21 protein-coding genes are annotated in these 26,133 nt (G+C 47.5%); 6 read left to right on the top strand and 15 right to left on the bottom strand.

Annotation, left to right across the window (positions count from 1 at the left end; translation table 11 throughout):
* Window positions 1-22 precede the first annotated feature (22 nt).
* From KNO94_RS01935 to adhE, 6 genes are all read right to left on the bottom strand, one after another.
* Window positions 23-1,933: a PTS fructose transporter subunit IIABC gene (locus KNO94_RS01935; protein ID WP_214777099.1), complete on the bottom strand. Its 1,911-nt coding sequence runs from the start codon at window positions 1,931-1,933 to the stop codon at window positions 23-25.
* Entirely contained in the window at window positions 1,930-2,859 is a 930-nt protein-coding gene (gene pfkB, locus KNO94_RS01930) for a 1-phosphofructokinase (RefSeq protein WP_214740491.1), read from the bottom strand. Before pfkB ends, KNO94_RS01935 begins: the two co-directional genes overlap by 4 nt.
* Complete coding sequence (locus tag KNO94_RS01925) at window positions 2,856-3,599, bottom strand: DeoR/GlpR family DNA-binding transcription regulator (protein ID WP_214777097.1); 744 nt, start codon at window positions 3,597-3,599, stop codon at window positions 2,856-2,858. The genes pfkB and KNO94_RS01925 overlap by 4 nt, the downstream gene beginning before the upstream one ends.
* A 134-nt stretch (window positions 3,600-3,733) precedes the next feature.
* Complete coding sequence (locus KNO94_RS01920; RefSeq protein WP_214777095.1) at window positions 3,734-4,648, bottom strand: alpha/beta hydrolase; 915 nt, start codon at window positions 4,646-4,648, stop codon at window positions 3,734-3,736.
* A gap of 84 nt (window positions 4,649-4,732) precedes the next feature.
* Window positions 4,733-5,917 (bottom strand): zinc-binding metallopeptidase family protein, encoded by a 1,185-nt coding sequence (locus tag KNO94_RS01915; RefSeq protein WP_214777093.1) that lies wholly within the window; start codon window positions 5,915-5,917, stop codon window positions 4,733-4,735.
* Window positions 5,918-6,097: 180 nt separating this feature from the next.
* Window positions 6,098-8,689 carry a bifunctional acetaldehyde-CoA/alcohol dehydrogenase gene (gene adhE / locus KNO94_RS01910; RefSeq protein WP_012726208.1) on the bottom strand — a complete coding sequence of 864 codons (2,592 nt, stop codon included), beginning with the start codon at window positions 8,687-8,689 and terminating at the stop codon, window positions 6,098-6,100.
* Between the two features lie 389 nt (window positions 8,690-9,078).
* Here adhE and KNO94_RS01905 point away from each other — a divergent pair, with 389 nt between their 5' ends.
* From KNO94_RS01905 to KNO94_RS01895, 3 genes are all read left to right on the top strand, one after another.
* Entirely contained in the window at window positions 9,079-9,525 is a 447-nt protein-coding gene (locus KNO94_RS01905) for a MarR family winged helix-turn-helix transcriptional regulator (protein ID WP_214740481.1), read from the top strand.
* Window positions 9,526-9,605: 80 nt separating this feature from the next.
* Entirely contained in the window at window positions 9,606-10,319 is a 714-nt protein-coding gene (locus KNO94_RS01900; protein ID WP_214740479.1) for a YebC/PmpR family DNA-binding transcriptional regulator, read from the top strand.
* 142 nt (window positions 10,320-10,461) lie between these two features.
* A complete protein-coding gene (locus tag KNO94_RS01895; protein WP_214777091.1) occupies window positions 10,462-11,781 on the top strand; it encodes a Na+/H+ antiporter family protein in 1,320 nt (439 codons plus the stop codon).
* A 137-nt stretch (window positions 11,782-11,918) separates the two neighbouring features.
* Here KNO94_RS01895 and KNO94_RS01890 read toward each other — a convergent pair whose 3' ends face one another.
* The 6 genes from KNO94_RS01890 to KNO94_RS01865 form a co-directional block, all read right to left on the bottom strand.
* Entirely contained in the window at window positions 11,919-13,370 is a 1,452-nt protein-coding gene (locus KNO94_RS01890; RefSeq protein ID WP_214777089.1) for a glutamate synthase subunit beta, read from the bottom strand.
* The gene (gene gltB / locus KNO94_RS01885) at window positions 13,367-17,806 is read right to left on the bottom strand and encodes a glutamate synthase large subunit (protein WP_214777087.1); all 4,440 of its coding nucleotides are present in this window, start codon (window positions 17,804-17,806) and stop codon (window positions 13,367-13,369) included. Before gltB ends, KNO94_RS01890 begins: the two co-directional genes overlap by 4 nt.
* Before the next feature lie 252 nt (window positions 17,807-18,058).
* Entirely contained in the window at window positions 18,059-18,811 is a 753-nt protein-coding gene (locus KNO94_RS01880; protein ID WP_214777085.1) for a tryptophan-rich sensory protein, read from the bottom strand.
* 118 nt (window positions 18,812-18,929) lie between these two features.
* A complete protein-coding gene (locus tag KNO94_RS01875; protein WP_214777083.1) occupies window positions 18,930-19,742 on the bottom strand; it encodes an aldo/keto reductase in 813 nt (270 codons plus the stop codon).
* Window positions 19,743-19,807: 65 nt separating this feature from the next.
* Entirely contained in the window at window positions 19,808-20,602 is a 795-nt protein-coding gene (locus KNO94_RS01870) for an ABC transporter permease subunit (RefSeq protein WP_214777081.1), read from the bottom strand.
* A gap of 1 nt (window position 20,603) precedes the next feature.
* Entirely contained in the window at window positions 20,604-21,476 is an 873-nt protein-coding gene (locus KNO94_RS01865) for an ABC transporter ATP-binding protein (protein WP_214777079.1), read from the bottom strand.
* Between the two features lie 121 nt (window positions 21,477-21,597).
* On the opposite strand from KNO94_RS01865, the gene KNO94_RS01860 reads away from it, so the two are divergent.
* Window positions 21,598-22,161, top strand: coding sequence for a TetR/AcrR family transcriptional regulator (locus KNO94_RS01860; protein ID WP_214777077.1), 564 nt, complete (start codon window positions 21,598-21,600; stop codon window positions 22,159-22,161).
* Window positions 22,162-22,199: 38 nt separating this feature from the next.
* Here KNO94_RS01860 and KNO94_RS01855 read toward each other — a convergent pair whose 3' ends face one another.
* The 3 genes from KNO94_RS01855 to KNO94_RS01845 all read right to left on the bottom strand — a co-directional run bounded on the left by KNO94_RS01855 (window position 22,200) and on the right by KNO94_RS01845 (window position 24,674).
* Window positions 22,200-23,309: an NAD(P)/FAD-dependent oxidoreductase gene (locus KNO94_RS01855; RefSeq protein WP_214777075.1), complete on the bottom strand. Its 1,110-nt coding sequence runs from the start codon at window positions 23,307-23,309 to the stop codon at window positions 22,200-22,202.
* A 79-nt stretch (window positions 23,310-23,388) separates the two neighbouring features.
* Window positions 23,389-24,123, bottom strand: a complete 735-nt coding sequence (locus tag KNO94_RS01850) for a Bax inhibitor-1/YccA family protein (RefSeq protein ID WP_012726196.1) — start codon at window positions 24,121-24,123, stop codon at window positions 23,389-23,391.
* 26 nt (window positions 24,124-24,149) lie between these two features.
* Entirely contained in the window at window positions 24,150-24,674 is a 525-nt protein-coding gene (locus tag KNO94_RS01845) for a type 1 glutamine amidotransferase domain-containing protein (protein ID WP_214740462.1), read from the bottom strand.
* 178 nt (window positions 24,675-24,852) lie between these two features.
* Between KNO94_RS01845 and KNO94_RS01840 the strand changes: the two genes are divergently transcribed.
* A complete protein-coding gene (locus tag KNO94_RS01840) occupies window positions 24,853-25,647 on the top strand; it encodes a thymidylate synthase (RefSeq protein WP_214740460.1) in 795 nt (264 codons plus the stop codon).
* A complete protein-coding gene (locus KNO94_RS01835; RefSeq protein WP_214777073.1) occupies window positions 25,644-26,132 on the top strand; it encodes a dihydrofolate reductase in 489 nt (162 codons plus the stop codon). The genes KNO94_RS01840 and KNO94_RS01835 overlap by 4 nt, the downstream gene beginning before the upstream one ends.
* Window position 26,133: the final 1 nt, after the last annotated feature.

Below are 26,133 nucleotides of genomic sequence, written 5' to 3'. Positions count from 1 at the left end.
AAAGGCGACGTCTCTTCTTACGTTATGCAACTTCTTTAGATTGGACTGGTGTCGATGTTGTTAACGGTTTTTTCAAGAACGAGAGAAGCAATGCTCCGACTACCGCACCAGCTAAGATGGCGAGTGCGTAAAGTCCCATGCTCATGGCCACGTTTCCAGCTCCTTCAAGAAGTGGGAAGACGAAGATTCCACCGTGTGGCGCAGGTAATTGGATTGCGAAGAATGCGGATAATCCTCCTGCGATGGCAGAGCCAAGAATCGCCGATGGAAGAACGCGAATCGGATCCGCAGCGGCGAACGGGATTGCCGCTTCCGTAATAAACGAAGCTCCCATGATATAAGCGGTTTTTCCTGCTTCACGCTCTTGTTTCGAGAACTTTTGACGAGCGAAGACTGTTGATGCGAGTGCGACAAGGATTGGTGGTACCATCCCACCAGCCATAACGGCTGCCATGACTTCTTGGTTACCCGCTGTAAGTGCTGCCGTACCGAAGACGTAAGCTGTCTTGTTGATCGGACCACCCATATCGACTGCCATCATCCCACCGACGATGACACCAAGAAGGATGGCGTTCGCGCCACTCATACTGTTCAACGTATCCATCAACCATGTCATAAGTGCCGCAATCGGTTCGTTGACGACGAGTAACATGATCATCCCGGAGATAAACGAGCCAAGTAACGGATACAAGAGGACTGGTTTGATCCCTTCAAGTGAAGCAGGCAATTTCGCGAGTGCTTTTTTCAAGAAGAGGACGACATAACCTGCTAGGAAACCGGCGATGAGACCGCCGAGGAATCCGGCATTCCCTTGACTTGCGAGTACCCCTGCCACGAGACCTGGTGCGAGACCTGGACGATCGGCAATCGACATCGCGATGAAGCCGGCGAGAATCGGAACGAGGAAGCCAAATGCAGCTCCACCGATTGTCATCAACTGTGCAGCAAATTCATTGTAAGACGGGTCATCCGGGTTAGCAGAGTTGATACCCCAGAAGAAGCTGATGGCAATCAAGAGTCCCCCTGCGACAACGAGTGGAAGCATCGCAGATACACCGCTCATCAAGTGCTTATACACACCTGTACGCTGTTCTTTCGAAGCACCGCCTGATGTTTTTGAAGCCTCATATACCGGCGCATCTTGTTTTACCGCGCGATTGATGAGTTCTTCAGGTTTCCGAATCCCTTGTGCGACCGGAACTTCGATGACTCGCTTACCAGCGAAACGATCCATTTCAACAGCCTTGTCCGCTGCGACGATAATCGCCGTTGCCCGGTCGATATCCGCACGCGTCAATTCATTTTTTACGCCAGTCGATCCGTTCGTTTCGACTTTAATATCGACGCCCATCGCTTCCGCTTTTTGCTTTAAGCTATCTGCTGCCATATACGTATGCGCGATTCCTGTCGGGCATGCCGTGACCGCCAAAATGAACGGTGCATGTTCATTCGTCGGTTTGACGACTTCTGGTTTCTCTTCTGCCGCTTCTTTTTCTTCGATGGCACGGATGACATCGCTTTCAGAAGTGGCCGCATAGAGACGTTCTTGGAATGCAGGGTCCATCAAGTAAACTGAAAGTTTAGAGAGTGTTTCAAGGTGTTCGTTATTCGCATTTTCTCCTGCTGCAATCATGAAGAAGAGGCGGCTCGGTTGTCCGTCTAACGCTTCGTAGTTGACACCTTCCGAGCGACCAAACGCGATTGCTGGCGTTTTGACAGCACTCGTTTTCGCGTGCGGGATGGCAATCCCTTCTCCGAGACCAGTCGTGCTCTCGCTTTCACGTTTTAGGATCGCATCGCGATAACCGTTACGATTGGATAGTTTACCGGCGCGGTCGAGGACATCGACGAGTTCTTCGATGACCTCACGCTTAGAACTGGCACGAAGATTCAATTGAATCGTATCGCGTTGGAGCAAGTCCGTGATTTTCATGTTGTTTCCTCCATTCGTTTTAATGGTGTAAGTTGTACTTGATCAATCAAGCGGTCAATCTCTTGTTTTGAACATAAGCCGAACGTATAAGCAGATGCGCTTCCTGTCGTGACCGCGTATCGAAATGCTTCTTGTTCACCTTTTTCTTTCACATTTGCGACGAATCCGGCGACGAGAGAATCTCCTGCACCAACCGAGTTCACGAGCTTCCCGGACGGCGTGTTCGCTGTGACGGCTCCGGCTTTGTTGACGAGTAGCGCCCCGTCTCCCGCAAAGGAGATGATGACGTTTTTCGCCCCGCGTTTGACGAGCTGTTCGGCATACGGAAGAGCTTCTTCAAACGTTTCAATCTCGGTATCAAACAATTCACCTAATTCATGGTGGTTCGGTTTGATCATGAGTGGTTCAAGCGCGAGCACTTCGAGCATGGCGTCTTTCGTTGTATCGACGACAAAGTCGGCACCTTTTTCGCGAATCGATTCGGCGATGGTCCGATATAGCGAGTCTGGGAGGTTACTTGGGATACTACCCGCGAGGACGACGATATCACCTTCTTGAACTTGGTCGAACTTGGTCGTCAATTGCTCGAGCTCACCATCCGTGATATTCGGTCCGCTCGCATTCAGTTCTGTTTCCTCTTTCGCTCGAATCTTGACGTTGATTCGGGTGTTCCCGTTCACCTCTACGAAATCGGTGTGTACACCGTGATTGACGAGTGACTTTTTAATGAAGTCACCGGTCGTTCCGCCGATGAACCCAAGTGCCTTCGTTTCTTGAGCATATTCCCGAAGAACGATGGAAACGTTAATGCCTTTACCACCTGCCCGTTCCGTCGTCTCTTCGATTCGGTTCACTTCTCCTAGATGTACTTCTGGTAATGTTACGTAGTAATCAATAGAAGGGTTGAGTGTTAACGTGTAAATCATTTCGCATTCACCACCTTTGTGATTGTTTGGATGGAACTCATTGACTCATCGCTCGATGTGATCAACTGTGCGGCATCTAACGTCGCGACTCGGCTGAACGTTCGTTTCCCGATTTTCGATACGTCCGCGAGTACGAACGAGGTTTGTGCCAATTCGATTGCCGTTTTTTTGACAAGCGCTTCTTCTGGGTCTGGGGTCGTGTAACCCGCTTCAAGGTCGATTCCATTCATACCGAGGAAGGCGAGGTCGACGCGATAATTCATCATACTCTCGCGTGCGTTATACCCGACAAGTGCCTGGGTGGAACGCTTTAACTCTCCGCCAATCACAAACGTCTTAATATCAAGATCAAATAATTCATTCGCAATCGGTAGACTGTTTGTGACGACGACAATCTTCTTCCCTTCTAAAAACGGAACCATCGCTTGAGTGGTTGTACCGGCATCTAAATAAATCGACATCCCGTCTTCGATGAACGTTGCGGCCTTCCGTGCAATCGCAACTTTTTCATCCACGAATCGGTCTCGCTTTTCTTCAAATGTCGGTTCCTCATCTGGAGTCGCAATGAGCGTTGCGCCTCCGTGAACCCTTGCCAGATACCCTTCCGCTTCGAGGTCCGTCAAATCTCGACGAATCGTCGACTCGGATGAATCCGTCAAATCAACCAATTCTTTTAATTTGACGACCTTCTGTTCAGATAAGCGTTGTAAAATCAACTGATGTCGTTGTTTCGTTAACATCTTGTTCCCTCCATACGTCTAATATAAAGCGTTTTCATTATAAAAACAACTAAAATCATTCAAAAACATTCAGTTTCATTCAATTTGTCACAATTATAACATAAAAAACGGTCAATATATGACCGTTTTCGAATTTATGACTGTTTTTTTAACCATTCATCCAATTCTTGAACGAGTTTTGGATGAATCGGCGCATCGATCGCTTCCCGATACTCTTTATGCAGCATGAGAAGCGAATGAGGTGACTCCCGAGTCACGAGAAGATGATTCATATCATCGATGATCGATGAGGTGACCTCCCCTTTCGTTTGAATCATATGGACATGCTCTGGTGGGACTTGGACATCACGTCCCCCGGTAATCGCAAGAACCGGCACAGTCACATGCTCCAATCGCTCCCGTACATCATAGGATGCATGTTCTCGAATCCATTTCGCGTTCACGACTTGACCTCGATATTTGAATGACGAGACGTTCGTCCGCAAAGAACGCTCTAACAAATCGTCTTGTCGTTGTCTGACCTTTTTGGCAACGCCCGTCAACCGATAGAAGAGACCTTTTATCCCTTTCACGCGTTCGATGTCTTTAGCGAGTGCATCTGCTTGGTATAAGAACATCTGCTTGGACGATTCATGGAAACCGGAAAGTAAGATCAGTCCATCCGCTTTCGTCTCAAGTTGAACGGCAGGGGCAAGGACGGCCCCTTCACTATGACCGAGTAGATATAATCGCTTCACATCGGCCAGTTGTCGAATGGTGCGTACGACAAGAATCGCATCGTTAACCAAGTCATGTAAGCCGACTTTGTTGAAGTCACCATCAGACTTCCCGATTCCTTGTTTGTCATATCGGAACACGTTGTAGCCATGGTCGTACAACGCTTCTGCCAACTTGGCATACGTGTTAAAACCGACACCACCCATGTTGCCGTCCCGGTCACTCGGACCGCTTCCGCTCAACATGACGATGGTCGCCCGAGGCTCCTCATGGGAAAGAAAAGTCCCCGCAATCGTTCCATATGCTGTCGTAATCGTCATCTCTTGTTTCATCGTATCGCCTCCATTACTATCATACCCGAAACCGACATCTAAAAAAATATGTCGCCGTCTTCTCAGACAGCGACAATGATTAGGTCAGTCAGCAAGCCAAGCATGTAGCCAATCGACGGCATCCGTTAATCCGTCTTTCGTCAGACGTTCGAGAGTGTCCTTCTCCGTAAACACATGCCAACTTCCCTCTAATGAATCACTTAATATAATATAGGGAACCCCAGCCTCATCGTAAGCATCCCCCGGAGAACTCCCTAGCGAACGAACTGTTAATTGATCGAAAGGAGATTGTTCAAGAATGGGATATGATTTCATTCCTTTCGTTCGAACGTATAGTGGACCATCACCAGTCCCAAGAATATCGAGCAGGATGACCGTTTCCACTTTTTCTTTTTGTCCCGCTAGCCGTTCAAGGAAATCGTCACTCGCCTCTCTAGAGTCGCCGTTTCCATTCAAAAAGACATATCGAATCGTACAGTCTGGCATTTCCTCGTTCATCACCTGCATCAGATGATATAAGACCGTCGACGGACCGACGGCAGACAAATAATGGGCCCCGTGCCAGGAAGAATCGAGTCGTGACATGAGAATGATTTCCCGTTCCGATTTCCCTTGTTGGACAAATTCGACATATGGAATCTCTTCACGATAAGGTTTGACCTGTATCATTTCTCCGTCTTTCAGTTCTTCAGCCGTATCCAAGTCGACCCCTGTACCATCTAACGGCATATAGGATGACGCGAAAACAAAGCCCATCTCATATGGATCATCTTCATAAGGGGTGATCAAGTATCCTACAGCTCCTGCAGATGCGAGCTCTGACAAGTATGCATTCGCTTCCTGATCATTCAAAACCTCACCTGCATAATCAACGGTATACGCTTCGTCGATGTTGTCATATGAATACTTTGTCGTCGGTAAGACGATCACTTTCTCTTTGACGTCCGGAATATCTTGTCCCCACTTTAGATGTAAAATGGTTCCTTTGAACGGCTGATCAAACGTCATCGATGAGAGTCCTTCGTATGATTCATCTCCCACCTCAATCTCAGTCCAACCGGTCACCCGTTCTGTATAAAGGACGTTCCGGGTCATATCGACGGCTAGCTCGGTTCCGAAAGATTCAAAAAAGTCGGCACTTTCCCAACCGTCTGCACTTCGGTCGATGGACGAAATGTATTCCGCCGTTTCTAGCGGTGTCGATTGAATCGGATTAATAAAAAGGAAAAGAGTTGCAATCGAACGCAACAAACTTAGCACGATTAACATGACATGATCTCCATTCATCAATAAGTTACTATGTATACCATTTTTTATTATATACAGCTATTTACCGCCTGACTATTCTAATTTTTATCAATTTAAATATAAATTTAGAAACTGAATATCATATTCCGACAACAAAAAAAGCCCGTTCGAGTTGAACGGGCCCCTTGTAAATTTTGAACCTTATACGCCTTCGTATGCTGCGTACATGATTTCTTTCAACTCTTCAACGAGCGGCATTTTCGGGTTAGCCGTCGTACATTGGTCTTCGAATGCGTCGACCGCCATCTTGTCGATCTTCGCATCGAGTTCTGCTTTCTTGATGCCTTGCGCCTTGAACGAAAGTTTGATATTCAAGCGTTGACCGAGCTCGATGATCGCTTGCACGAGTGACTCGACACCTTCAGCTGTCGTGCTTGCTGGAAGACCGAGGTAACGTGCGATTTCTGCGTAACGCTCGTCAGCGATGAATGACTCATATTTCGGGAATGCCGCAAGTTTCGATGGACGTGTCGCGTTGTAACGAATGACGTGTGGCATGAGAATCGCGTTCGTACGACCGTGTGGCACGTGGAACTCTCCACCGATTTTGTGAGCGATCGAGTGGTTGATACCGAGGAACGCGTTCGCAAACGCCATACCCGCCATCGTTGAAGCATTGTGTACTTTCTGACGAGCTTCCGCGTCGCTACCGTTTTCATACGCTTTTGGTAGGTAGTCGAAAATCATCTTGATGGCGCGGAGGCAAAGCCCGTCTGTGTAATCATTCGCCATGACGGAAACGTATGCTTCGATCGCGTGTGTCATGACGTCCATCCCTGTATCAGCCGTGATTGAAGCTGGGACGGTCATGACGAACTCAGGGTCGACGATGGCAACGTCTGGAGTGATCGCGTAGTCAGCAATCGGATATTTCACGTTCCGTTTTTTGTCAGTGATGACTGTGAACGGTGTCACTTCAGAACCTGTACCAGACGTTGTCGGGATGGCGATAAACATTGATTTGTTACCGAGTGTCGGGAACTTGTACGTCCGTTTGCGAATATCCATGAATTTTTGACGAAGGTTTGAGAACTTCTCTTCTGGACGTTCGTAGAAGAGCCACATTCCTTTCGCGGCATCCATCGGTGAACCACCACCAAGTGCGATGATCATGTCTGGTTGGAAGTGACGCATTGCTTCGGCACCGTTCATGACCGTTTCAACCGATGGGTCAGGTTCGACTTGGTCGAAGATGCGGTACTCAACACCTGCTGGCAAGTTTTTGATGACTTTATCAGCAAATCCGAGTTTGACCATCATTTCATCTGTGACGATCATCGCCCGTTTTTTCGTTGTGAGCGATTGAAGGTATTGAACTGAGTTTTTCTCGAAGTAGATTTTTTCAGGTACTTTGAACCATTGCATATTCACGCGACGTCTCGCCACCTTTTTCACGTTGAGTAGATGTTTCGCCGTCACGTTTTCTGAGACGGAGTTTTTACCGTAAGACCCACAACCGAGCGTGAGGGATGGTGTCATTTCGTTGTAAAGGTCACCGATTCCACCGTGCGCTGAAGGTGAGTTGACGATGATGCGGCAAGCCTTCATACGGAGACCGAATTCAAGGATGGCATCGTCATCTGTTGAGTGGATGACCGCTGTATGACCGAGTCCACCGATTTCAAGCATTTTTTCAGCAATCGCGAATCCTTCTTCACGTGATTGAACTTTATATGCACCAAGAACTGGGCTTAATTTTTCGTGAGAGAGAAGCTCAGTTGCGCCAACTGTTTCAAGCTCTGCAATCAAGATTTTCGTATCAGCTGGAACTTTGAGACCTGCTTGTTCAGCGATCCATGCTGCCGGCTTCCCAACAATTTCAGGGTTGACCGCACATGTATCCGTACGGATGACGAGCGTTTCAAGCTTCGCTTTCTCTTCAGGTGAGCAGAAGTAGCAACCGAGTGCCGTCATTTCTGCTTTCACTTCTTCATATACTTCTTGGTCGACGATGATTGCTTGTTCAGACGCACAGATCATCCCGTTGTCGAACGTTTTTGAAAGGATGACGTCTGAGATGGCACGTTTCACTTTCGCAGTCTTATCGATGTAGGCCGGTACGTTACCAGGTCCGACGCCAAGTGCTGGTTTACCAGTCGAGTAAGCCGATTTGACCATCGCTGCCCCACCAGTCGCAAGGACCATCGCCACACCAGGGTGGTTCATGAGCGCTTTCGTTGCATCAAGTGATGGAACTTCAACCCATTGAATCAAGTTTTCAGGAGCACCTGCCGCTACCGCTGCGTCACGGAGGACACGAGCTGCTTCACTTGAACATTGTTGCGCTGATGGATGGAACGCGAAGATGATTGGGTTACGTGTCTTGATGGCGATGATTGCTTTAAACATCGTTGTTGATGTCGGGTTAGTGACCGGTGTGACCCCAGCGACGACACCGACTGGTTCTGCGATATACGTGATTCCGTTTTGAACATCATCTTCAAGGACGCCAACTGTTTTTTCTCCACGAAGTGAGTTGTAGATATATTCTGTCGCGAAGATGTTTTTGATCATCTTGTCTTCAAAGACACCGCGACCTGTTTCTGTATGCGCTAATTTCGCGAGTGCGACGTGTTGCTCGAGTCCTGCAAGTGCCATCGCCTGGACGATATGATCGATTTTCTCTTGGTCGAACGTCATCAACGTATCAAGTGCCTTGTGCGCACTCGCTACGAGCGTATCCACCATTTGTTCTGCCGTAGTTTCCACTTTTGCTTTCTCTTTGACTGCCATGTTAGGTTCCTCCTCATAATTGAGAGCTTTTAATGAACATATTGACTTGATAGAAGACACAATGTGATTACTGCTTTCAAGAGATTGTGCTTTCCTTCACATTCATAGAATACAATGTTTTTCAGGATTTGTGGGTGACAACAATGTGAACTCTTTCACAATATTTTTTTGTCATTTGTTGATAGCTCTTGATTTTTTAGAGTCCCCTCAGTAAAATCGAATACGTTTTCATGAAAATGTGTTTTACTCTTTATGTAAACGCTTACATAACTTGTGTCGATTCAACAGCATATAAGATGTATCATTCATCACATCAACCCGTTTTTAGGTTCAACTGGACCTAACTCGTGTATAATAAAGTTAGAACCTAACTAGGAAGTGAATCTATTATGCCGAAACAAGATGCAGCGGACCAGTTTGTCAAACTGATTCCATTAATTCGTCGTAAATTGTTACGACGATCTGATTTTCCTCAAATCCCGAACTTAAACTTCTCTCATTTCCATCTCTTGATGTTGATTGAAGACGAGGGGGCTGTCACAAACGGACGGATAAGCGAGACACTCTCCATCGCACCGCCTAATGTCACCCCACTTATCACAAAGTTATTAAATGAAGGGTATATCACCCGTGTCCCAGACGAACGCGATCGCCGTGTCATCTGGAACCAGTTGACGGAAAAAGGTGAGCATATTTTGCTCGAACGAAGAGACTCGTTCCGAAAACTGTTTGAAGAACGACTCGCCTTTTTAAATGAGGACGAAACCGATCGACTTTTCGAGAGTTTGAAGACTTTAACAGAAATCGTGGAAAAGATGGATAAAGGCGAAGAATAAAACTTTTCTCGTCAATTCAGGCAACTTCTTATATAATCTGTAATGAATCTACGTACAAATGGAAAGAGAGATGACATGTAATGGGTCGTAAATGGAACAACATTAAAGAGAAGAAGGCATCAAAAGATGCGAATACGAGTCGCGTCTATGCGAAGTTCGGTCGTGAAATCTATGTGGCCGCCCGCCAAGGGGAACCTGATCCTGAGTTGAACCAGTCATTAAAATTCGTGGTGGAGCGTGCGAAGACGTATAACGTGCCTCGTGCGATTATCGACCGCGCCATTGATAAAGCTAAAGGTGGCGACGAAGAAAATTTTGATGAGCTTCGATACGAGGGCTTCGGTCCAAACGGCGCGATGGTTATCGTCGATACGTTGACGAATAACGTCAACCGTACGGCTTCAGAAGTTCGTGCCGCTTTCGGTAAAAACGGAGGCAACATGGGAGTCAGCGGTTCGGTCGCGTATATGTTCGATGCAACAGCCGTCATCGGTGTCAATGATTTGTCGGCAGATGATGTCCTTGAGCTCATGATGGAGCATGACCTTGATGTCCGTGACGTCATCGAGGAAGACGAGACGGTCATTGTGTACGCTGAGCCAGAAGCATTCCATGCTGTACAGACCGCTTTCAAAGCTTCAGGAGTAGAAGAGTTTGCCGTGGCAGAATTGACGATGCTTCCTCAAAACGAAGTATCACTTGATGATGCATCAAAAGAACAATTTGAAAAATTAATTGATGTTCTTGAAGATTTAGAAGATGTGCGCCAAGTCTATCATAACGTTGACATGTAACAGACGAGCGATAACTTTAACGAGTTATCGCTTTTTTTCATATTGATTTGACAAGACACACATCATATGTTAAATTTCAAAAAGTCTTTATCATATTAAAGTGATACCAAGAGAAAGAAAACATGGAAGGTGTTGGATTGATATGAACGCAGTTTTACTTGCAGTCATCGTCTTATTCGCACTCGCCATCAGTCGAGTGCACATTGTTTTATCATTAATCTTAGCAGCGCTAGTCGGAGGGCTTGTTGGAGGACTTGGGTTCAACGATACGTTGACCGCCTTCAGTGACGGTCTAGGCGGTGGAGCGAGCATTGCGCTTAGTTACGCACTCCTCGGTGCATTCGCCGTCGGGTTATCAAAGACAGGGTTACCAGACGTCCTAGCAGAAAAATTGATTGCCATGTCAGGTCGTGACGTGTCAGGAAAACGAGTGAGCTATGTTAAAGCGTTCTTATTGTCGCTTCTCTTATTATTGTCAATCAGCTCACAAAACGTGCTCCCGATTCACATCGCCTTTATTCCGATCGTGATTCCACCGTTACTCGTATTGTTTAATGAATTGAAATTAGATCGGCGTCTCGTTACAACGATTTTGACGTTCGGTCTTGTGACTCCTTATATGCTCTTACCTGTCGGGTTCGGCGGGATTTACTTGAACGAAATTTTAATCGCAAACGTCGAAGCGAACGGTTTATCTGTCGGTGATGTGAACATCGTCTCAATCATGGGCATCCCCGCATTAGGGATGGTCGTCGGTTTGATTGCTGCGTTCATTCATTACCGAAAACCTCGTTCATACGAAACAATCGCGCTCGGACCAACTGATTATGAAGTTCGTCAAATGAGTGGTATAAAGATGATCATGACACTTGTCGTTGTACTGATTGTCCTTATCGTCCAATTGCAGACGGAGTCGATGATTGCATCGGCAGTGACAGGACTAATCTTACTCTCAATTTTCCGCCTCATCCCTTGGTCAGAGGCAGATGACATCTTCACAAGCGGGATGCGTATGATGGCATTCATCGGTTTCGTCATGATTGCCGCAAGTGGATTCGCCGCTGTCATACGCGAGACAGGTGCGATTGAACCGCTCGTCAATGGCGCAAGCGATTTGATGGGTGATTCTAAAATGGTCGCGGCTCTTGTCATGTTGCTTGTCGGCCTTGTCATCACGCTCGGAATCGGTTCAAGCTTCTCGACCGTTCCAATCATTACAGCGATTTTCGTCCCGCTCTGTGTACAATACGGGTTCTCCGTCGAGGCGACGATTGCCATCATCGGGACTGCAGGAGCACTTGGGGACGCAGGAAGCCCAGCGAGTGACTCGACACTCGGACCTACGAGTGGATTGAACGCTGACGGTCAACACGATCACCTACGTGAAACGGTTTGGCCAACGTTCTTACACTACAACATTCCACTCATCATCTTCGGCGTCATTGCCGCGATGGTACTTTAATCATTTTTTCCGTCGTGAATAAATGGTCCCTAATAAAATCAGGATGAGAATAAACCAGATTCCCGTATACATGAGAATTTCGGTGAACATAAAACTCCTCCTAACAAAAGATAAGGAGCGACGAATGTCGCTCCTTTTTATGATGAGGTTTTTAATTCGGTCTTGCAAGTATCGAGATACGCATCGACGACCTCTGCCACTTCTCGTCCTTCCCGAATCGCCCATACGATCAGGCTTTGTCCCCGCTTCGCATCTCCGGCGACAAAGACATTGTCCGCTGCCGTCTGGAAGTTTTTCGTCTTCTCGACACCGATTTTTCGCAATTCCTGTTCCGGTCGCTCAAATCCAATCGCGACGAGGACAAGGTCCGCCGGATAAATCTCGAGGGAATCCTCCTCCACAAAGAACGTCGCCTGTCCATCTGGATTGACCACTTTCGTCATCCGCTCCGTCTCGATTCCGGTGACACGTCCTTCTTTCGCGACGATTTGGTTGGAACGAATCAAATACGTTCTTGGGTCTTTCTCATAGACCTCGAGTGATTCAGCATACGCATAATCGTTCGTAAGTGTGTCAGGTTGAAGGGGCCAAGGTTTCTCTGGTGCACGAAACAATCCTTTGGATGGATGCTTTCCGAACTGGACGACGGATTTCGCTCCTTGACGAATTGCAGTCGCTACACAATCGGCCCCTGTATCCCCACCTCCGATGACGATAACATTTTTGTCTTTGGCATCGTACATGGACGGAAGCGATTCTCCTTTACGCTCACGCATAGAAGCCGTCAAATAATCCATTGCCATTTCGACACCTTCTGCATCATCCCCGTCGATCCCGAGCGTGCGCTGTTTCTGAGCCCCTGTCGCGAAGATGACCGCATCGAATTCGTTACGAAGTGAATCGACCGTCACGTCGGTACCGACCTCCATGTTCGTCCGGATGACAATTCCCTCTTGTTCGAGCAATCGAATGCGACGTCTTACGACATCCTTATCCAGTTTCATGTTCGGGATTCCGTACATGAGTAGCCCCCCTGGTTCATCCGACCTCTCGATGATTGTGACCGAATGCCCCAGTTGGTTCAATTGATCAGCGGCTGCCAAACCTGCAGGACCACTTCCGACGATGGCAATCGTCATCCCGGTTCTTCGATGGACCGGTCTTGGTTTCACCCACCCTTCTTCAAACGCCCGATCGATGATGGTTCGTTCAATCGATTTGATGGCAACTGGATCTTCACTGATTCCGAGTGTACAAGACCCCTCACACGGTGCCGGACAAACTCTCCCTGTGAACTCCGGAAAGTTATTCGTTTCCATCAATCGATGGTATGCGCCCATCCAATCCGCTTTCGTCACGAGCTTGTTCCATTCAGGGATGTAGTTGTGAATCGGACATCCAATCGTTTCTTGACCGATCAAATCACCGACGTGACAAAACGGTGTACCACAGTCCATACAACGCGCGGCTTGCTGTTTGACCGATTCGTCATCCAATCGCGTCGCGTATTCTTCATAATCTCTCACCCGCTCATCGACAAGCCGTTCTGGTAAGCTCGTTCGTGCGATATTCAAAAAGTTGTGTTTCATGCGGTACCTCCTTCAGTCACGACTCGGAACAATTCGAGTGCCCGATCCGCTTCGCTCAATTCTGGTCGATGTGTCTCGATTTGACGCATGACGTCCAATACGTTCGCATAATCTCTCGGAACGACTTTCACAAAGTGAGAGCGCGCTTGTTCAAACGACTCTAAAATGGTCCGTGCTTTGACACTGTCTGTGTGGAATTGGTGCGCTTCGAGAAGTGCATAAATTTGTTCCATATCTTCATCGTTCAACTCTCCTACGACGGAGACGAGCTCCTCGTTGACGAGTCGATCATACGCTTGCTCCCCGTATATATAAGCGATTCCACCTGACATACCTGCGGCGAAGTTCCGTCCGATTTCACCGAGAACGAGAACGGTTCCACCGGTCATATATTCACACCCGTGATCCCCGACTCCTTCGACGACCGCTGTCGCACCAGAGTTTCGAACGGCAAACCGCTCGCCGACATGCCCGTTAAAGAACGCTTGACCACTCGTCGCTCCGTACAAGCAGACGTTACCGGCAATCATTTGTTTACTCTCATCAAATGGTGCATGCTTTTCAGCAATCAGCGCCAATTTACCGCCACTCAAACCTTTCCCAATATAATCGTTCGCATCTCCGATAACGGAAATGGTGATGCCCCTTGGTAAAAATGCCCCTAAGCTTTGACCAGCAGACCCGCTCAGGCGAAGCGAAATCGTATCATCCGGTAAACCTACCTGACCATGAACTTTCGTCACTTCAAACCCTAATTGCGTTCCGACCGCTCGATCGGTATTTCGTACACGACCTACGAAGAACGTTGGTTGAGTAGAAGTAATGGAACGTGATACAGCCGGGATGAGCTTGCGATGGTCGTATGAGCGATATGCAGGATGTGCCAGTTCTTCTCGTTCCGGTAATGGGGTCGGTATCGTAAGCATTGGGGACAAATCTAAGCGTCCCGCTTTCGGATGACTCGTCTTCCATTCACTTTCTTCAAGAAGATCCGTTCGACCGACCACATCGTCGAGTGAGGTCATACCGAGTGATGCTAAAATTTCTCGGACTTCTTCGGCCAAGAATGTCATCAAGTTGACGACATGTTCTGGTTTCCCCATAAATTTCTGACGAAGTACCGGATCTTGCGTCGCCACACCGACGGGACACGTATCCAAATGACATGCGCGCATCATGATACATCCGAGAACGACAAGTGGTGCTGTCGCAAACGCAAACTCTTCGGCACCAAAGATGGCAGCTAGGACGATATCTCGCCCCGTCATGAGCTTCCCGTCCGTCTCGAGGGTGACTCTCCCCCGTAAGCCGTTCAACGCGAGCGTTTGATGCGTCTCTAAGAGTCCAAGTTCCCATGGAAGTCCTGTATGCTTGATTGATGTCTTTGGAGAAGCTCCGGTTCCACCATCGTATCCACTAATGACAATTGTATCGGCATTCGCTTTGGCGACACCGGCTGCAATCGTCCCGACGCCTGACTTCGAGACAAGTTTGACACTGATTTTCGCCTTCGGGTTCGCATGCTTCAAGTCAAAGATGAGCTGAGCTAAGTCCTCAATCGAGTAAATATCGTGATGCGGAGGCGGTGAGATCAGGCCGACGCCAGGTACCGATCCCCGGACTTCAGCGACCCATGGGTACACTTTGTTTCCTGGGAGTTGACCACCCTCACCCGGTTTTGCGCCTTGCGCCATCTTGATTTGAATCTCATCGGCATGATATAGATATTCGGCCGTCACGCCGAAGCGTCCGCTAGCGACTTGCTTGATGCGGCTGATGCGTTCGTTTCCAAACTCATCCGGGACGAAGCGGGCCCGGTCTTCGCCCCCTTCCCCTGAGTTACTTTTCGCACCAATCTGGTTCATGGCAATGGCGAGGGTTTCATGCGCCTCTTTCGATAACGAACCGAATGACATCGCTCCCGTCTTAAATCGACGAACAATCGACGTGATTGGCTCCACATCTTCGAGCGGCACAGGACGCTGTGTTTTAAACGCAAACAACTGTCGGATGAACTGACCTGATGATTCATGCAGCTTCACATAAGCATCATAATATTTACGTTCATTCTCACGGCAGGCGCGTTGTAACAAATGAATCGTCTTCGGGTTAAATGCATGCTCTTCCCCGTCTGCACGCCATTGGAAATCACTTCCCGCCTCGAGCGGACGATTCGTCGCATAGGCAGACGTATGGAGTGTTTTCGCTTCGTCTTCAAGCTCTTTAAATCCGATTCCAGACAGTTGAGATGTCGTTCCCCTGAAATGCGTCTCGATCAAATCACGGTCTAACCCAACGGCTTCAAAAATTTGAGCTCCGCGATAACTTTGAATCGTCGAGATGCCCATTTTCGACATAATTTTGACGATCCCTTCAACGACCGCTTTTTGATACGAGCGGATGGCCTCTTCAAGTGAATGCATAATTTGTTCACGTTCGACTAAATCTCGAATCGTCGCATAGGCAACGTAAGGATACACTGCATCTGCCCCATATCCAATCAAGGTCGCTGCCTGATGCACTTCTCGAACTTCACCACTCTCAGAAATAAGACTACAGTTTGATCGCAAGTTCTCTCGAATCAAGTGTTGATGAACCGCACTCAGAACGAGAAGAGACGGCATCGCAATCCGTTCATTACTGACGAGTCGGTCAGAAAGGACGATCACGTTCGCACCATTTCGTACAATCTGGCTGACATGTTGCAAAAGGGCTTCAAGCGACGACTCTAAATCATTTGTAAACGTCGTATCGACTCGTTCGAGCTTGAGCTTCTCGTCAAGTTGCTTAAGGCTTGCCCCATCAATCATCGGATGATCTAACCACACACGCTTCGCATGACCGCGTCCGGTATGAACCGGATCCCCTTGCGGACCGATCCAAGTGAATGTCGCCGTGACAATCTTCTCTCGCAAGGCATCGATTGGCGGGTTTGTCACTTGCGCGAAATGCTGTTTGAAGTAATGGAAGAGTGACCGAGGACGAGTCGAGAGCACGGCGATTGGTTGATCATGCCCCATCGAGCCGATTGGATCTTTCTCGTCTTTTATTAATGGAACCATATACTGCTCAATATCCTCTTTTGTATACCCAAACGCGCGTTGCACACGCTGAAGCTCAAATAGTTCCTCTTCTATGACCCCACTATCCTTGAGGGTCATCATCTGCTTGAGCCATTTATGATAAGGCTCTGACTTTGCAATCGTCTCTTTGATCTCATGATCTGGAATCAATCGCTTTTCAATCAGGTCGATCAACAATAATTGTCCCGGTCTAAGACGTTGTTTTGATTTGACGTTCTCTGCATCAACCGGAATAACTCCTGTTTCAGAGGAAAGAATCAATTCCCCGTCCAACGTTTCGACATAACGCATCGGGCGCAAGCCGTTACGATCTAAAATCGCTCCGATTTGACGTCCATCTGTAAAGACGACCCCAGTCGGTCCATCCCATGGCTCCATGATGGATGAATGATATTGATAAAAGTCACGTTTGAACGACTCCATCTGCCCTTCGACGAACGGTTCAGGAATCAACATCATCGCAGTGTGTGCGATTGAGCGTCCGGTTCGTGTGAAGAATTCAAAAGCGTTATCGAGCATAGACGAGTCGCTTCCGTCCTCTTGAAGGACAGGGAACAAGTGATGAACGTCTTCAAATAAATCTGTTGATGTAACACCCTCTCGTGCTCGCATCGCATCGATATTTCCTCGAAGCGTGTTAATCTCCCCGTTATGGACAATCATCCGGTTCGGGTGTGCCCGTTCCCAAGACGGGAACGTGTTCGTCGAGAAGCGAGAATGGACGATGCCGAACGTGCTCTTGTATTGAGGGGATTGCAAATCTAAATAAAATGCTGCGATTTGATTTGGTGTCAACATTCCTTTATACACGATCGTTCTCGTTGACAGGCTTGCGATATATAGGTGTAACGCATCGACTTTTTCGATTTTTCGACGAAGTTCATAGAAGACACGCTCATTCGCATCCTCGTCAAGGAATGGACATGAGATGAACCATTGATAGATGACCGGTTGCGTGACTCGCGCATGCTCTCCGATTTGCAATGGATCGACAGGTACTTCACGCCACTCAATCGTCGAACAGTCCAGTTCATCCGCCATGCGTTCCATCATGGCCGTTTTTTCGTGGAGTTGATTCTCAGACGGCTGAAAAAAAACCATTCCGACAGCGTAACGACCAGGCGACGGAAGGTTCATTGTTTGTGTGAAGAGTTCATGTGGGATCTCAGTCATGATACCCGCCCCATCACCTGCATCGATGACACCTTGTCCTCCCCGGTGCTCTAAATTACATAACATCGAGAGTGATTTTTCGACGATCTCATGTTTTTTCAGCCCATGTAAATTGACGTAAAGTCCAATCCCACACGCATCTTTCTCAAATTTTGAGTCATATAGACCAACTCGACTCATATCATCGACCCCTTTCACTCACAGTTTCGTAATTAACATTTTGTTCTAAATATTCTGAAAAATCAAGTGAGTTGTATGTATTTTTGCATAATAGGAATGATGTTGAATCTTATTGAAAGCGTATACACTTCTGTTATCAATGGATTCATCGTTTTTAGTTATATTCAATAAAGAATAAATATCCATGAATATTATTTATTTATAGGTTCTTTTGAACACAAAAAGGATATCCATAGGACATCCTTTTTTTGATTATTGTTCTACCGTTTTACGCGGGTGGTGTAAAAATGATTTAGGACGTTTCCATAAAAACAAACCAATATATCCTATGGCGAGTAAAGCCAGGGCACTGACGATCACGACATAAAGAGTCCCTTCTTCGATTCTCGCAAAGATTCCGATATACGCCCAGACAAATACGAGTGGATAGATAAAATCATGATGCCACCACATAAAGAGAAGGGCTACAATCACACCGACCATCAGCATAAGTGAGGTCCAAGCGAGTTCATCAAGACCTAATAATAATGTAATCTGTTCCGTCTTCATCACAACGAATGTGTTGACAATTGTTGCGACTGATACCCAGCCGATATAGATGGAGAACGGGAATCGATCGAGCCAGCTCGTAGATGTCCGAAAGGCGATATAATACAGCCAGCAAAGGGTAGCTAAGAATGACACCATGATGACAAGGGAAAGGATGAACCACTCGTTCGTGAATGCTAAGAGCCATAAGCCGTTCAGCACGCAAGAGATTAAGAATCCAGCTTTCATACGCTCGGCTTGACGATTCGCCGTCGTTCCTTTCCTTAACTGTAAGACCAGCCAAACGAGTAACGCGACATAGATGACACCCCAAATCGAGAAGGCATATCCTGCCGGCTTAAAGTAAATGTCGATTCGATCAGAAACCGCGGCGTTGTCACCACTCGCGAAATAATTGATCACGACGGTCGCTAAAAAAGCGACCCAGTTTACAATTGGCCATTTTGATAAGTCCATATGCACGATCTTCTAGACGAAGATCAGACACCTCCTTTTAGCAACATAATATTCATTACCCGCATCGATGTGTCTCTACACGTAGAAAGGGGCTCGCATAAACGAGCCCCCATCTCACTTAAAAGTCGATTTCATCCGGGTCTGGTCCGAGACGTTCACCCGTTGCCACTTGATCAATCTTCGCAAGGTCATCTGAGTCGAGAGAAAAGTCGAATACGTCAAAGTTCTCACGGATTCGATGCGGTGTCACCGATTTCGGTAACGCGACATGGCCAGATTCAAGATGCCAACGGAGCACTACTTGCGCAGGTGTCTTCCCATGCTTCTCAGCAATTTCAGAAAATGCAGGGATGTCTAAAAACTTACCTTGCATGAGTGGACTCCACGCCTCAATTTGAATCCCTTCATCTTGACAGTAGTCCAACAAATCAGGTTGTGGGAGTTGTGGATGAAGTTCGACCTGATTGATGAGCGGGGCCATCAAGCCTGCTTCTTTCAACGTTTCCAGATGATGTTCTTTAAAGTTAGACACACCGATTGCCTTGATTTTTCCGGCTTCATATAAATCGATGAGATCTTTCCATGCATCGACAAAACCGTCAACCGGCCAGTGGAGCAGGCAAAGGTCCAAATAGTCTGTTTGAAGACGTTTCAATGAATCTTCGAACGCCTCTTTTGTCTTTCCTTCACGGATATCATCGTTCCAAATTTTTGATGTGATGAACAGTTCCGAACGGTCGATACCTGAGATGTGAATCCCTTTTGCGACACCTTCTTCGTTTTTATAAATAGCTGCCGTATCGATATGACGATAGCCTGTTTTGATGGCTTCAACGACAGCAGCTGGTGCCTCGGTTTCATTATCGACCTTCCAGACACCAAAGCCGATCATTGGAATCTCTACCTTGTTACGTAATGTAGCGTATAACATCTCATTCATCCCCTTTTCATTCTAACGAGCTGATTGTACCATACCCGACAATTTATTTCGGAAAACTAAATCGTCAAATCTTTTCGAGTGAAACGGATGAACGAGAGGGCTGAAAAGACAGCGAGTAGACCGAGCAACCAGATGAAATGGATTCCCCAATATTCCTCACGCATGATGGCGCTCGCATCAAAGAGTGAGAAGAATGAAAAGTTCGACATCCAATCAAATTGTTCGCTCACTCCCTGAATGATATTGACCATGAGAAAGAATGTGAAGATCCCACCTGTCACCATATAGGATTTACTACTGTCATCGAACAGACTCGCAATCACATATGCGGCTACGCCTAGGACGAGCAACATGAGCGCCCCGTTCAATTGAAGCATCCACAGAACCGCATAGTCGATTTGTAAATCGAACAGAAGGTCCGCTGCCATCAAACTCAATCCATTTAAACCTACAAATAGCCCAACTGCCACCAGTAAGACGACAAAACTTGCTATCACGTACGTCACCCGCGAAATCGGGGCTGCCATATACAGCATGATTTCTCCGGAGTCGACCGGTTTGGCCAACAGTTTTGAGGCAAAAGTCAATGCGAATAGAACGGCGAACACGTAAAAAATCAATCCATAATAGTTACTCGACAATAGATTGAGAACGTTGTCCATCGCCATCGACGCATCGATTTGGAAGACGTCGAGAAGCTCTTTTGGCAACGACTCTAATTTCGCTTCAATCAACCCTGTTTCTTGAATAGATGGGAAGATTGAGGCTAAGAAAAAGAGATACACGCTAGTTCCGACTGAATATCCAAGAATCCAACTGCGATTCTGTTTCAACATGGAGCGAATCAACATGTCAGGTCGCCTCCCCGTAATATTGCATGAATAAATGTTCGAGCTCGTCTGTACCACTTGCCAGCGATTGAATCTGAAAATCTGCCAACGCTCGAATGAGGTGATTCAACTCTGTCGGTGTCGAAATGGTGACCTCGACATGTCTACCATCCCGTTCACCAGAATCTGCAGCAAATCGAACAGCCTCCGCCTCCGTTGAAAATTCGACTCGATACTGTTTCACGCTATGTTGGCGTAGCTGTTCCATGTCTTCTTCGATGATGATGCGTCCATCTTTGATCAAGGCGGCGCGGTCGCACGTCCGCTCCATCTCAGGGAAATGGTGAGAACTCATGAGAATGGCTTTCCCTAATTGCTTTTCTTCAATTAGCCAATCGATTAGACGTTCTTGCATGAGCGGGTCTAATCCGCTCGTCGGTTCATCCAATATATAGACGGGCACATCTTTCATGAAACAGGTGATGATGGCAAGCTTTTGCTTCATCCCTTTTGACATCTTTCGGACTTTCGTCGCCTCATCGAATGAAAACCGTTCACGTAGGTGCCGTTCACGATCCGGATTCGTTTCGTGCAGGTGGCGGGTCAATCGAATGATCTCTTCCCCCGTCATGTTTTGAGGATAATTGATTTCCCCCGGCAAATAGCCGACGCTCCGCTTCACTTGCTCCGTCTCCTGCCAACAATCAAATCCGTTGATGGTCGCCTTTCCTTCACTCGGCTTCAAAAGACCCATTAAGTGTCGAATCGTTGTCGATTTTCCTGCGCCGTTCGGTCCGATGAATCCGAAGATTGTTCCTGGTGTCACATGAAGTGATACATCAAAAATGCCATGTGTCTCATCAAAACGTTTCGTCAATCGCTGAATCCGAATCATCTTGACCCCTCCTTTTTTGTAATATCTGAACAATATGATTACAAAACTAGTATATTACGTTCTTTTTTGAAATGGAAATGGTATATTGATTACAAAACTAGAGAAAGGAGCGTCTAGTTCAATGGATGGATTTACGAAACGCACCGAAGAGAAACAACGAGCGATTATACGTGCCGCTCAGGACTTGATGGCAGAGAAACAATCCCGATTCACAATTAGTGAGTTAGCGAAACGGGCACAGGTCTCCCCGGTATCCATCTATAATTACTTCGGGTCGAAAGACCAGGTCATCGTGGAAGTCTTAAAGCAAATGACAGAAGAACAGATGAGTTGGATCGAACACGCCATTGAGTCGAACGCCCCATTTGATGCGTTACTCGTCGAGATCTTGAAACGGAAAATCCAGACGGCGGTTCTCTTTGACGAGACCATCACGGAAATGATTCAACAAGATCCGAACTGGGAACAGCTTGCGACTCGGGGATATACTGCTTTCGCCCAGTTGATTGAATACGGGAAGAACCAGGGAGCAATCGATTCGACGTTATCCACTTCTTCGTATTTACGGTATGTTCAATTCATGCAGCAGGCCATCCTATCCGATCCTCAGTTTTCAATCGAGGACATGAAGGAAACGATGGAAGTCTACTTTCATTTCTTTTTGAACGGGGTCATGAAACGGTAAAAGGTGACTGTCTACAAATGAGCAGACAGTCACCTTTTTCATGTGCGATAAATAAAGTCTTCGATCGGATAGAGCGATAGATCCACTTCAGCCTCTTCTGTCAGAACAAGGTCACTTAACACTTTTCCGATGAATGGGCCGACCGTCAAACCGGATGAACCCAGACCGTTTGCGACTAATAGTTTTTCTGCCCCAGGCACCCTGCCGAGAACGGGAATGGAATTCGGTGTGACCGGACGGAAGCCGACCTTCGTTTCAACGAGCTCTGCTTCAGCAAGTCCAGGTGCCGACTCCAAACCTTTTGTCAGTACTTCGTGTACACCGATTGCTGTCGGACGAACGTCGAACGCCTTTCCTTTCTCATGTGTCGAACCGATGACTACTTTCCCGTCGTCAAATCCGAGTAAATAGCGTCGACGTGGCGGCATGACGACCGGCCAGTCTGATGCGTCTGTATCTTTTAATTGGACGTGGACGAGCTGTGCCTTTTCCGCATCGACTCGTACCGTGTATCCGAGAGGCTGTAACAACTCCGGTAACCAAGCACCCGTCGCGAGGATGATTTCATCCGCTTTATAGACCATCCCATCACACTCCACACCAATCTCATCTCCACTCGTCAACCGTGCGGAACCGTTGACAAATTTGACGCCTCGCTTTGTTGCGACTCTCTCAAGTGCAGCGCGAAAGCGACCTCCGTCGACCCTAGCCCCTCCTGTCACAAGTAGTGCATCATATTCATCGGAAAGTGGTGGGAAACGACGTCGCGCCTCCTCTGCAGTCAATCGTTCGAGTTCACCGATTTCTGGTGCTTCTTCTCGACGCAATAACGTTCGCTCCATCATCTGGTCGAGCTTTACTTCTTCATGGAGTGCAAGCGTCCCGACTCGTTTGTACCCGGTGTCCGTCTCCCCTTCAGCCTCCAGCTCTTTGACGACCTTAGGATAATAACTTGCTCCACCTTTCGCCAGTGCATACCAAGCTTTATTGCGTCGCTGCGCGATCCACGGACACACGATTCCAGCTGCCGCATCCGTTGCTCTTCCTTCTTCTTTTCGGTCAATGACCGTCACGTCCGCTTTACCAGCTAAATGATAAGCAGCCGAGACACCGACGATCCCTGACCCGATAATCACTATCTTCTTCATCATAAATCTGTCTTGTGCAGACAGATGGACACATCCTTTCGTAAAAAAATCATCGACCCAACGGATCGATGATTGATTCTTATTCTCTCATCGCTAGACGATAAAGTAAATCTAACAATTCAATATACAACCAGACGAGCGTGACGATTAATCCGAATGCCGCGACCCATTCCAACTGTTTCGGAGCCCGCGCTTCGACCTGACTTGCGATGAAGTCAAAATCTAAGACGAGAGCGAGTGAAGCGACGATGACAATCACAAATTGAACACCGATCGCAAGTGGGCTTGAACCAGTCATAAATGCCAAGCCTGAGCCGAACAAACTCATCACGAGTTGCACGAGGTATAACAACATGACTGTGAACATGGCTGCCATGACACCAGCTTTAAACTTCTGTGTCACTTTGACGAGCCCTGTCGTATAGACAAACCACATCGCAAAGGCGACGACAAACGTCGTCAATACGGCGCGTCCCACAATACCAGGGACCATCGCTTCAAAGAAATACGAAATCGAGCCGACAAAGACCCCCTCGATAATCCCGTATAGTGGTGCGACGACCGGTGCTGTATTCGGTTTAAACGTGATAAGCAACGCAAAGATAAAGCCGAGAATGAGTGACCCGATCATGAGCGGGAACAATAGCCCTTCTCCGATTGTCGGGACGACAAGCCATGTCGTACCGGCTGCCGCTGTCACGAGTAACAGCAAGGTGAACACTTTAGACCATGTTCCTGCTTTCGTCATCGGTTCGGCACTGTAAGCTGTGGACTGCATTGATTTACGAAGTAATGGATTCGATTTTAAGTTCAACGTTGAATAGCTCCTTTATGGTTCAGTTACTGTTTTGCGAACACGTCGATGAACGCACGCATATAATCTGGTAAGTCTGGCGGGCGACGACTTGAGACGATATGACCATCGACGACGACCGGCTCATCATGCCAAATCGCTCCCGCATTTTCCATGTCATCTTTGATTCCCGGCGTGCTCGTCACGTTCACCCCATCTAGAATGTTCGCCGAAATCAATACCCAACCGGCGTGGCAGATTTGACCGATTGGTCTTTTTTGTTCATCCATATAACGGACGAATCCCTTCACCGACTCGAAACGGCGCAATAAGTCAGGTGACCAACCGCCAGGCACGAGAATCGCATCGAACGATGTGATGTCGACATCATCAAACGCCACGTCAGATTTTGCGGGCACACCGTATTTACCGATATATGTGTGATCTGCCTTCTCCCCAGCGAGGATCACGTGTGCTCCCTCTTCACGAAGGCGATGCACCGGGTACCAAAGCTCTAAATCCTCGAAGTCATTACTGACAAGTTGAAGGACTTTCTTCCCTTGTAATTTCATCAAACCCCTCCTTTTATTCATTCCCCATTATACCCGAAAGCGACAGTCGCGAAAACGAAGAATGACAATTGTTTTTCCAGGATATTGATTAAGGATGATTCTCACTACTATATCTTGTGTTTCCTCCCTACAATTGATACCTTTAGTGGTAGAAGAATGAGAAGGAGGCACATCACCTATGAAGCAATATCATGACTTATGTCGACACATCCTCGACCAAGGTGTCGTAAAGGAAGACCGGACTGGAACCGGGACAACGAGTGTATTTGGTTACCAAATGCGTTTCAATCTGCAAGAAGGGTTCCCCCTCATCACAACGAAAAAATTACATACTCGTTCCATCATTCACGAACTATTATGGTTCATCTCAGGAGAGACGAACGTTCGATACCTCCAAGAAAACGGGGTCCGCATTTGGAATGAATGGGCAGACGAGGAAGGTAATCTTGGTCCGGTATACGGTTCACAGTGGCGTTCTTTCCCACGCCCGGACGGTTCTTCTGTCGATCAGTTGGCTCAAGTGATTGAACAAATCAAGACGAATCCAGATTCGAGACGATTGATCGTGTCGGCATGGAACCCAGGACAGCTTGACGAGATGGCCCTCCCGCCATGTCATCTATTGTTCCAATTCTATGTCGCCGACGGGAAACTCTCGTGTCAATTGTATCAACGAAGCGCAGATACGTTTTTAGGAGTACCGTTCAATATAGCTTCATATGCATTACTCACACACATGGTGGCGCACGTGACCGGACTTGAAGTCGGCGACTTTGTGCATACCCTTGGTGACGCACATATCTACCACAACCATCTTGAGCAAGTAGAACTTCAGTTGTCGCGTGAACCACGTCCGTTGCCACAACTCAACATCGTTCGAGACGTCCCTTCAATCGAATCTTTCCGTTTTGAAGACTTTGAAATTCTAGGCTATGACCCGCATCCGCACATTAAAGGAGAAGTGAGCGTATGATTTCACACGTCGTCGCCTATGGGCAGAATCGCGAAATCGGAAAAGATAATGATTTATTATGGCGCTTGCCAGATGACTTGAAACACTTTAAGGCCATCACGTCTGGCGGAACGGTCGTGATGGGAAGAAAGACGTTTGAGTCCATCGGTAAAGCGTTGCCGAACCGACGTAATATCGTCGTCACATCTGATGCTTCCTTTTCAGCCGATCAAGTCGAGGTGTGGCATGATTTAGACCGTCTCGTCGAAATGAGTCAACAGGAAGAATGGTTTGTCATCGGTGGCGCCACGTTATATGAACAGACGATGCCGATGACGAGCCGAATCTATGCAACGGAAGTCGCCGCATCGTTCGTGGCCGATACGTATTATCCCGAACGAACCGGGAAATGGACGGTTACGAATACAACCGACCACCCGCAAGACGAAACACACGCATATGCCTTTTCATTCAAACAATACGACAAAACAGACATCGAATCATGAT

The organism is Exiguobacterium sp. s22, from assembly GCF_018617455.1.
Classification (GTDB): Bacteria; Bacillota; Bacilli; order Exiguobacteriales; family Exiguobacteriaceae; genus Exiguobacterium.
Note: the sequence above shows the minus strand (reverse complement) of the source record. Positions and strands in the feature narration are given on the sequence as shown.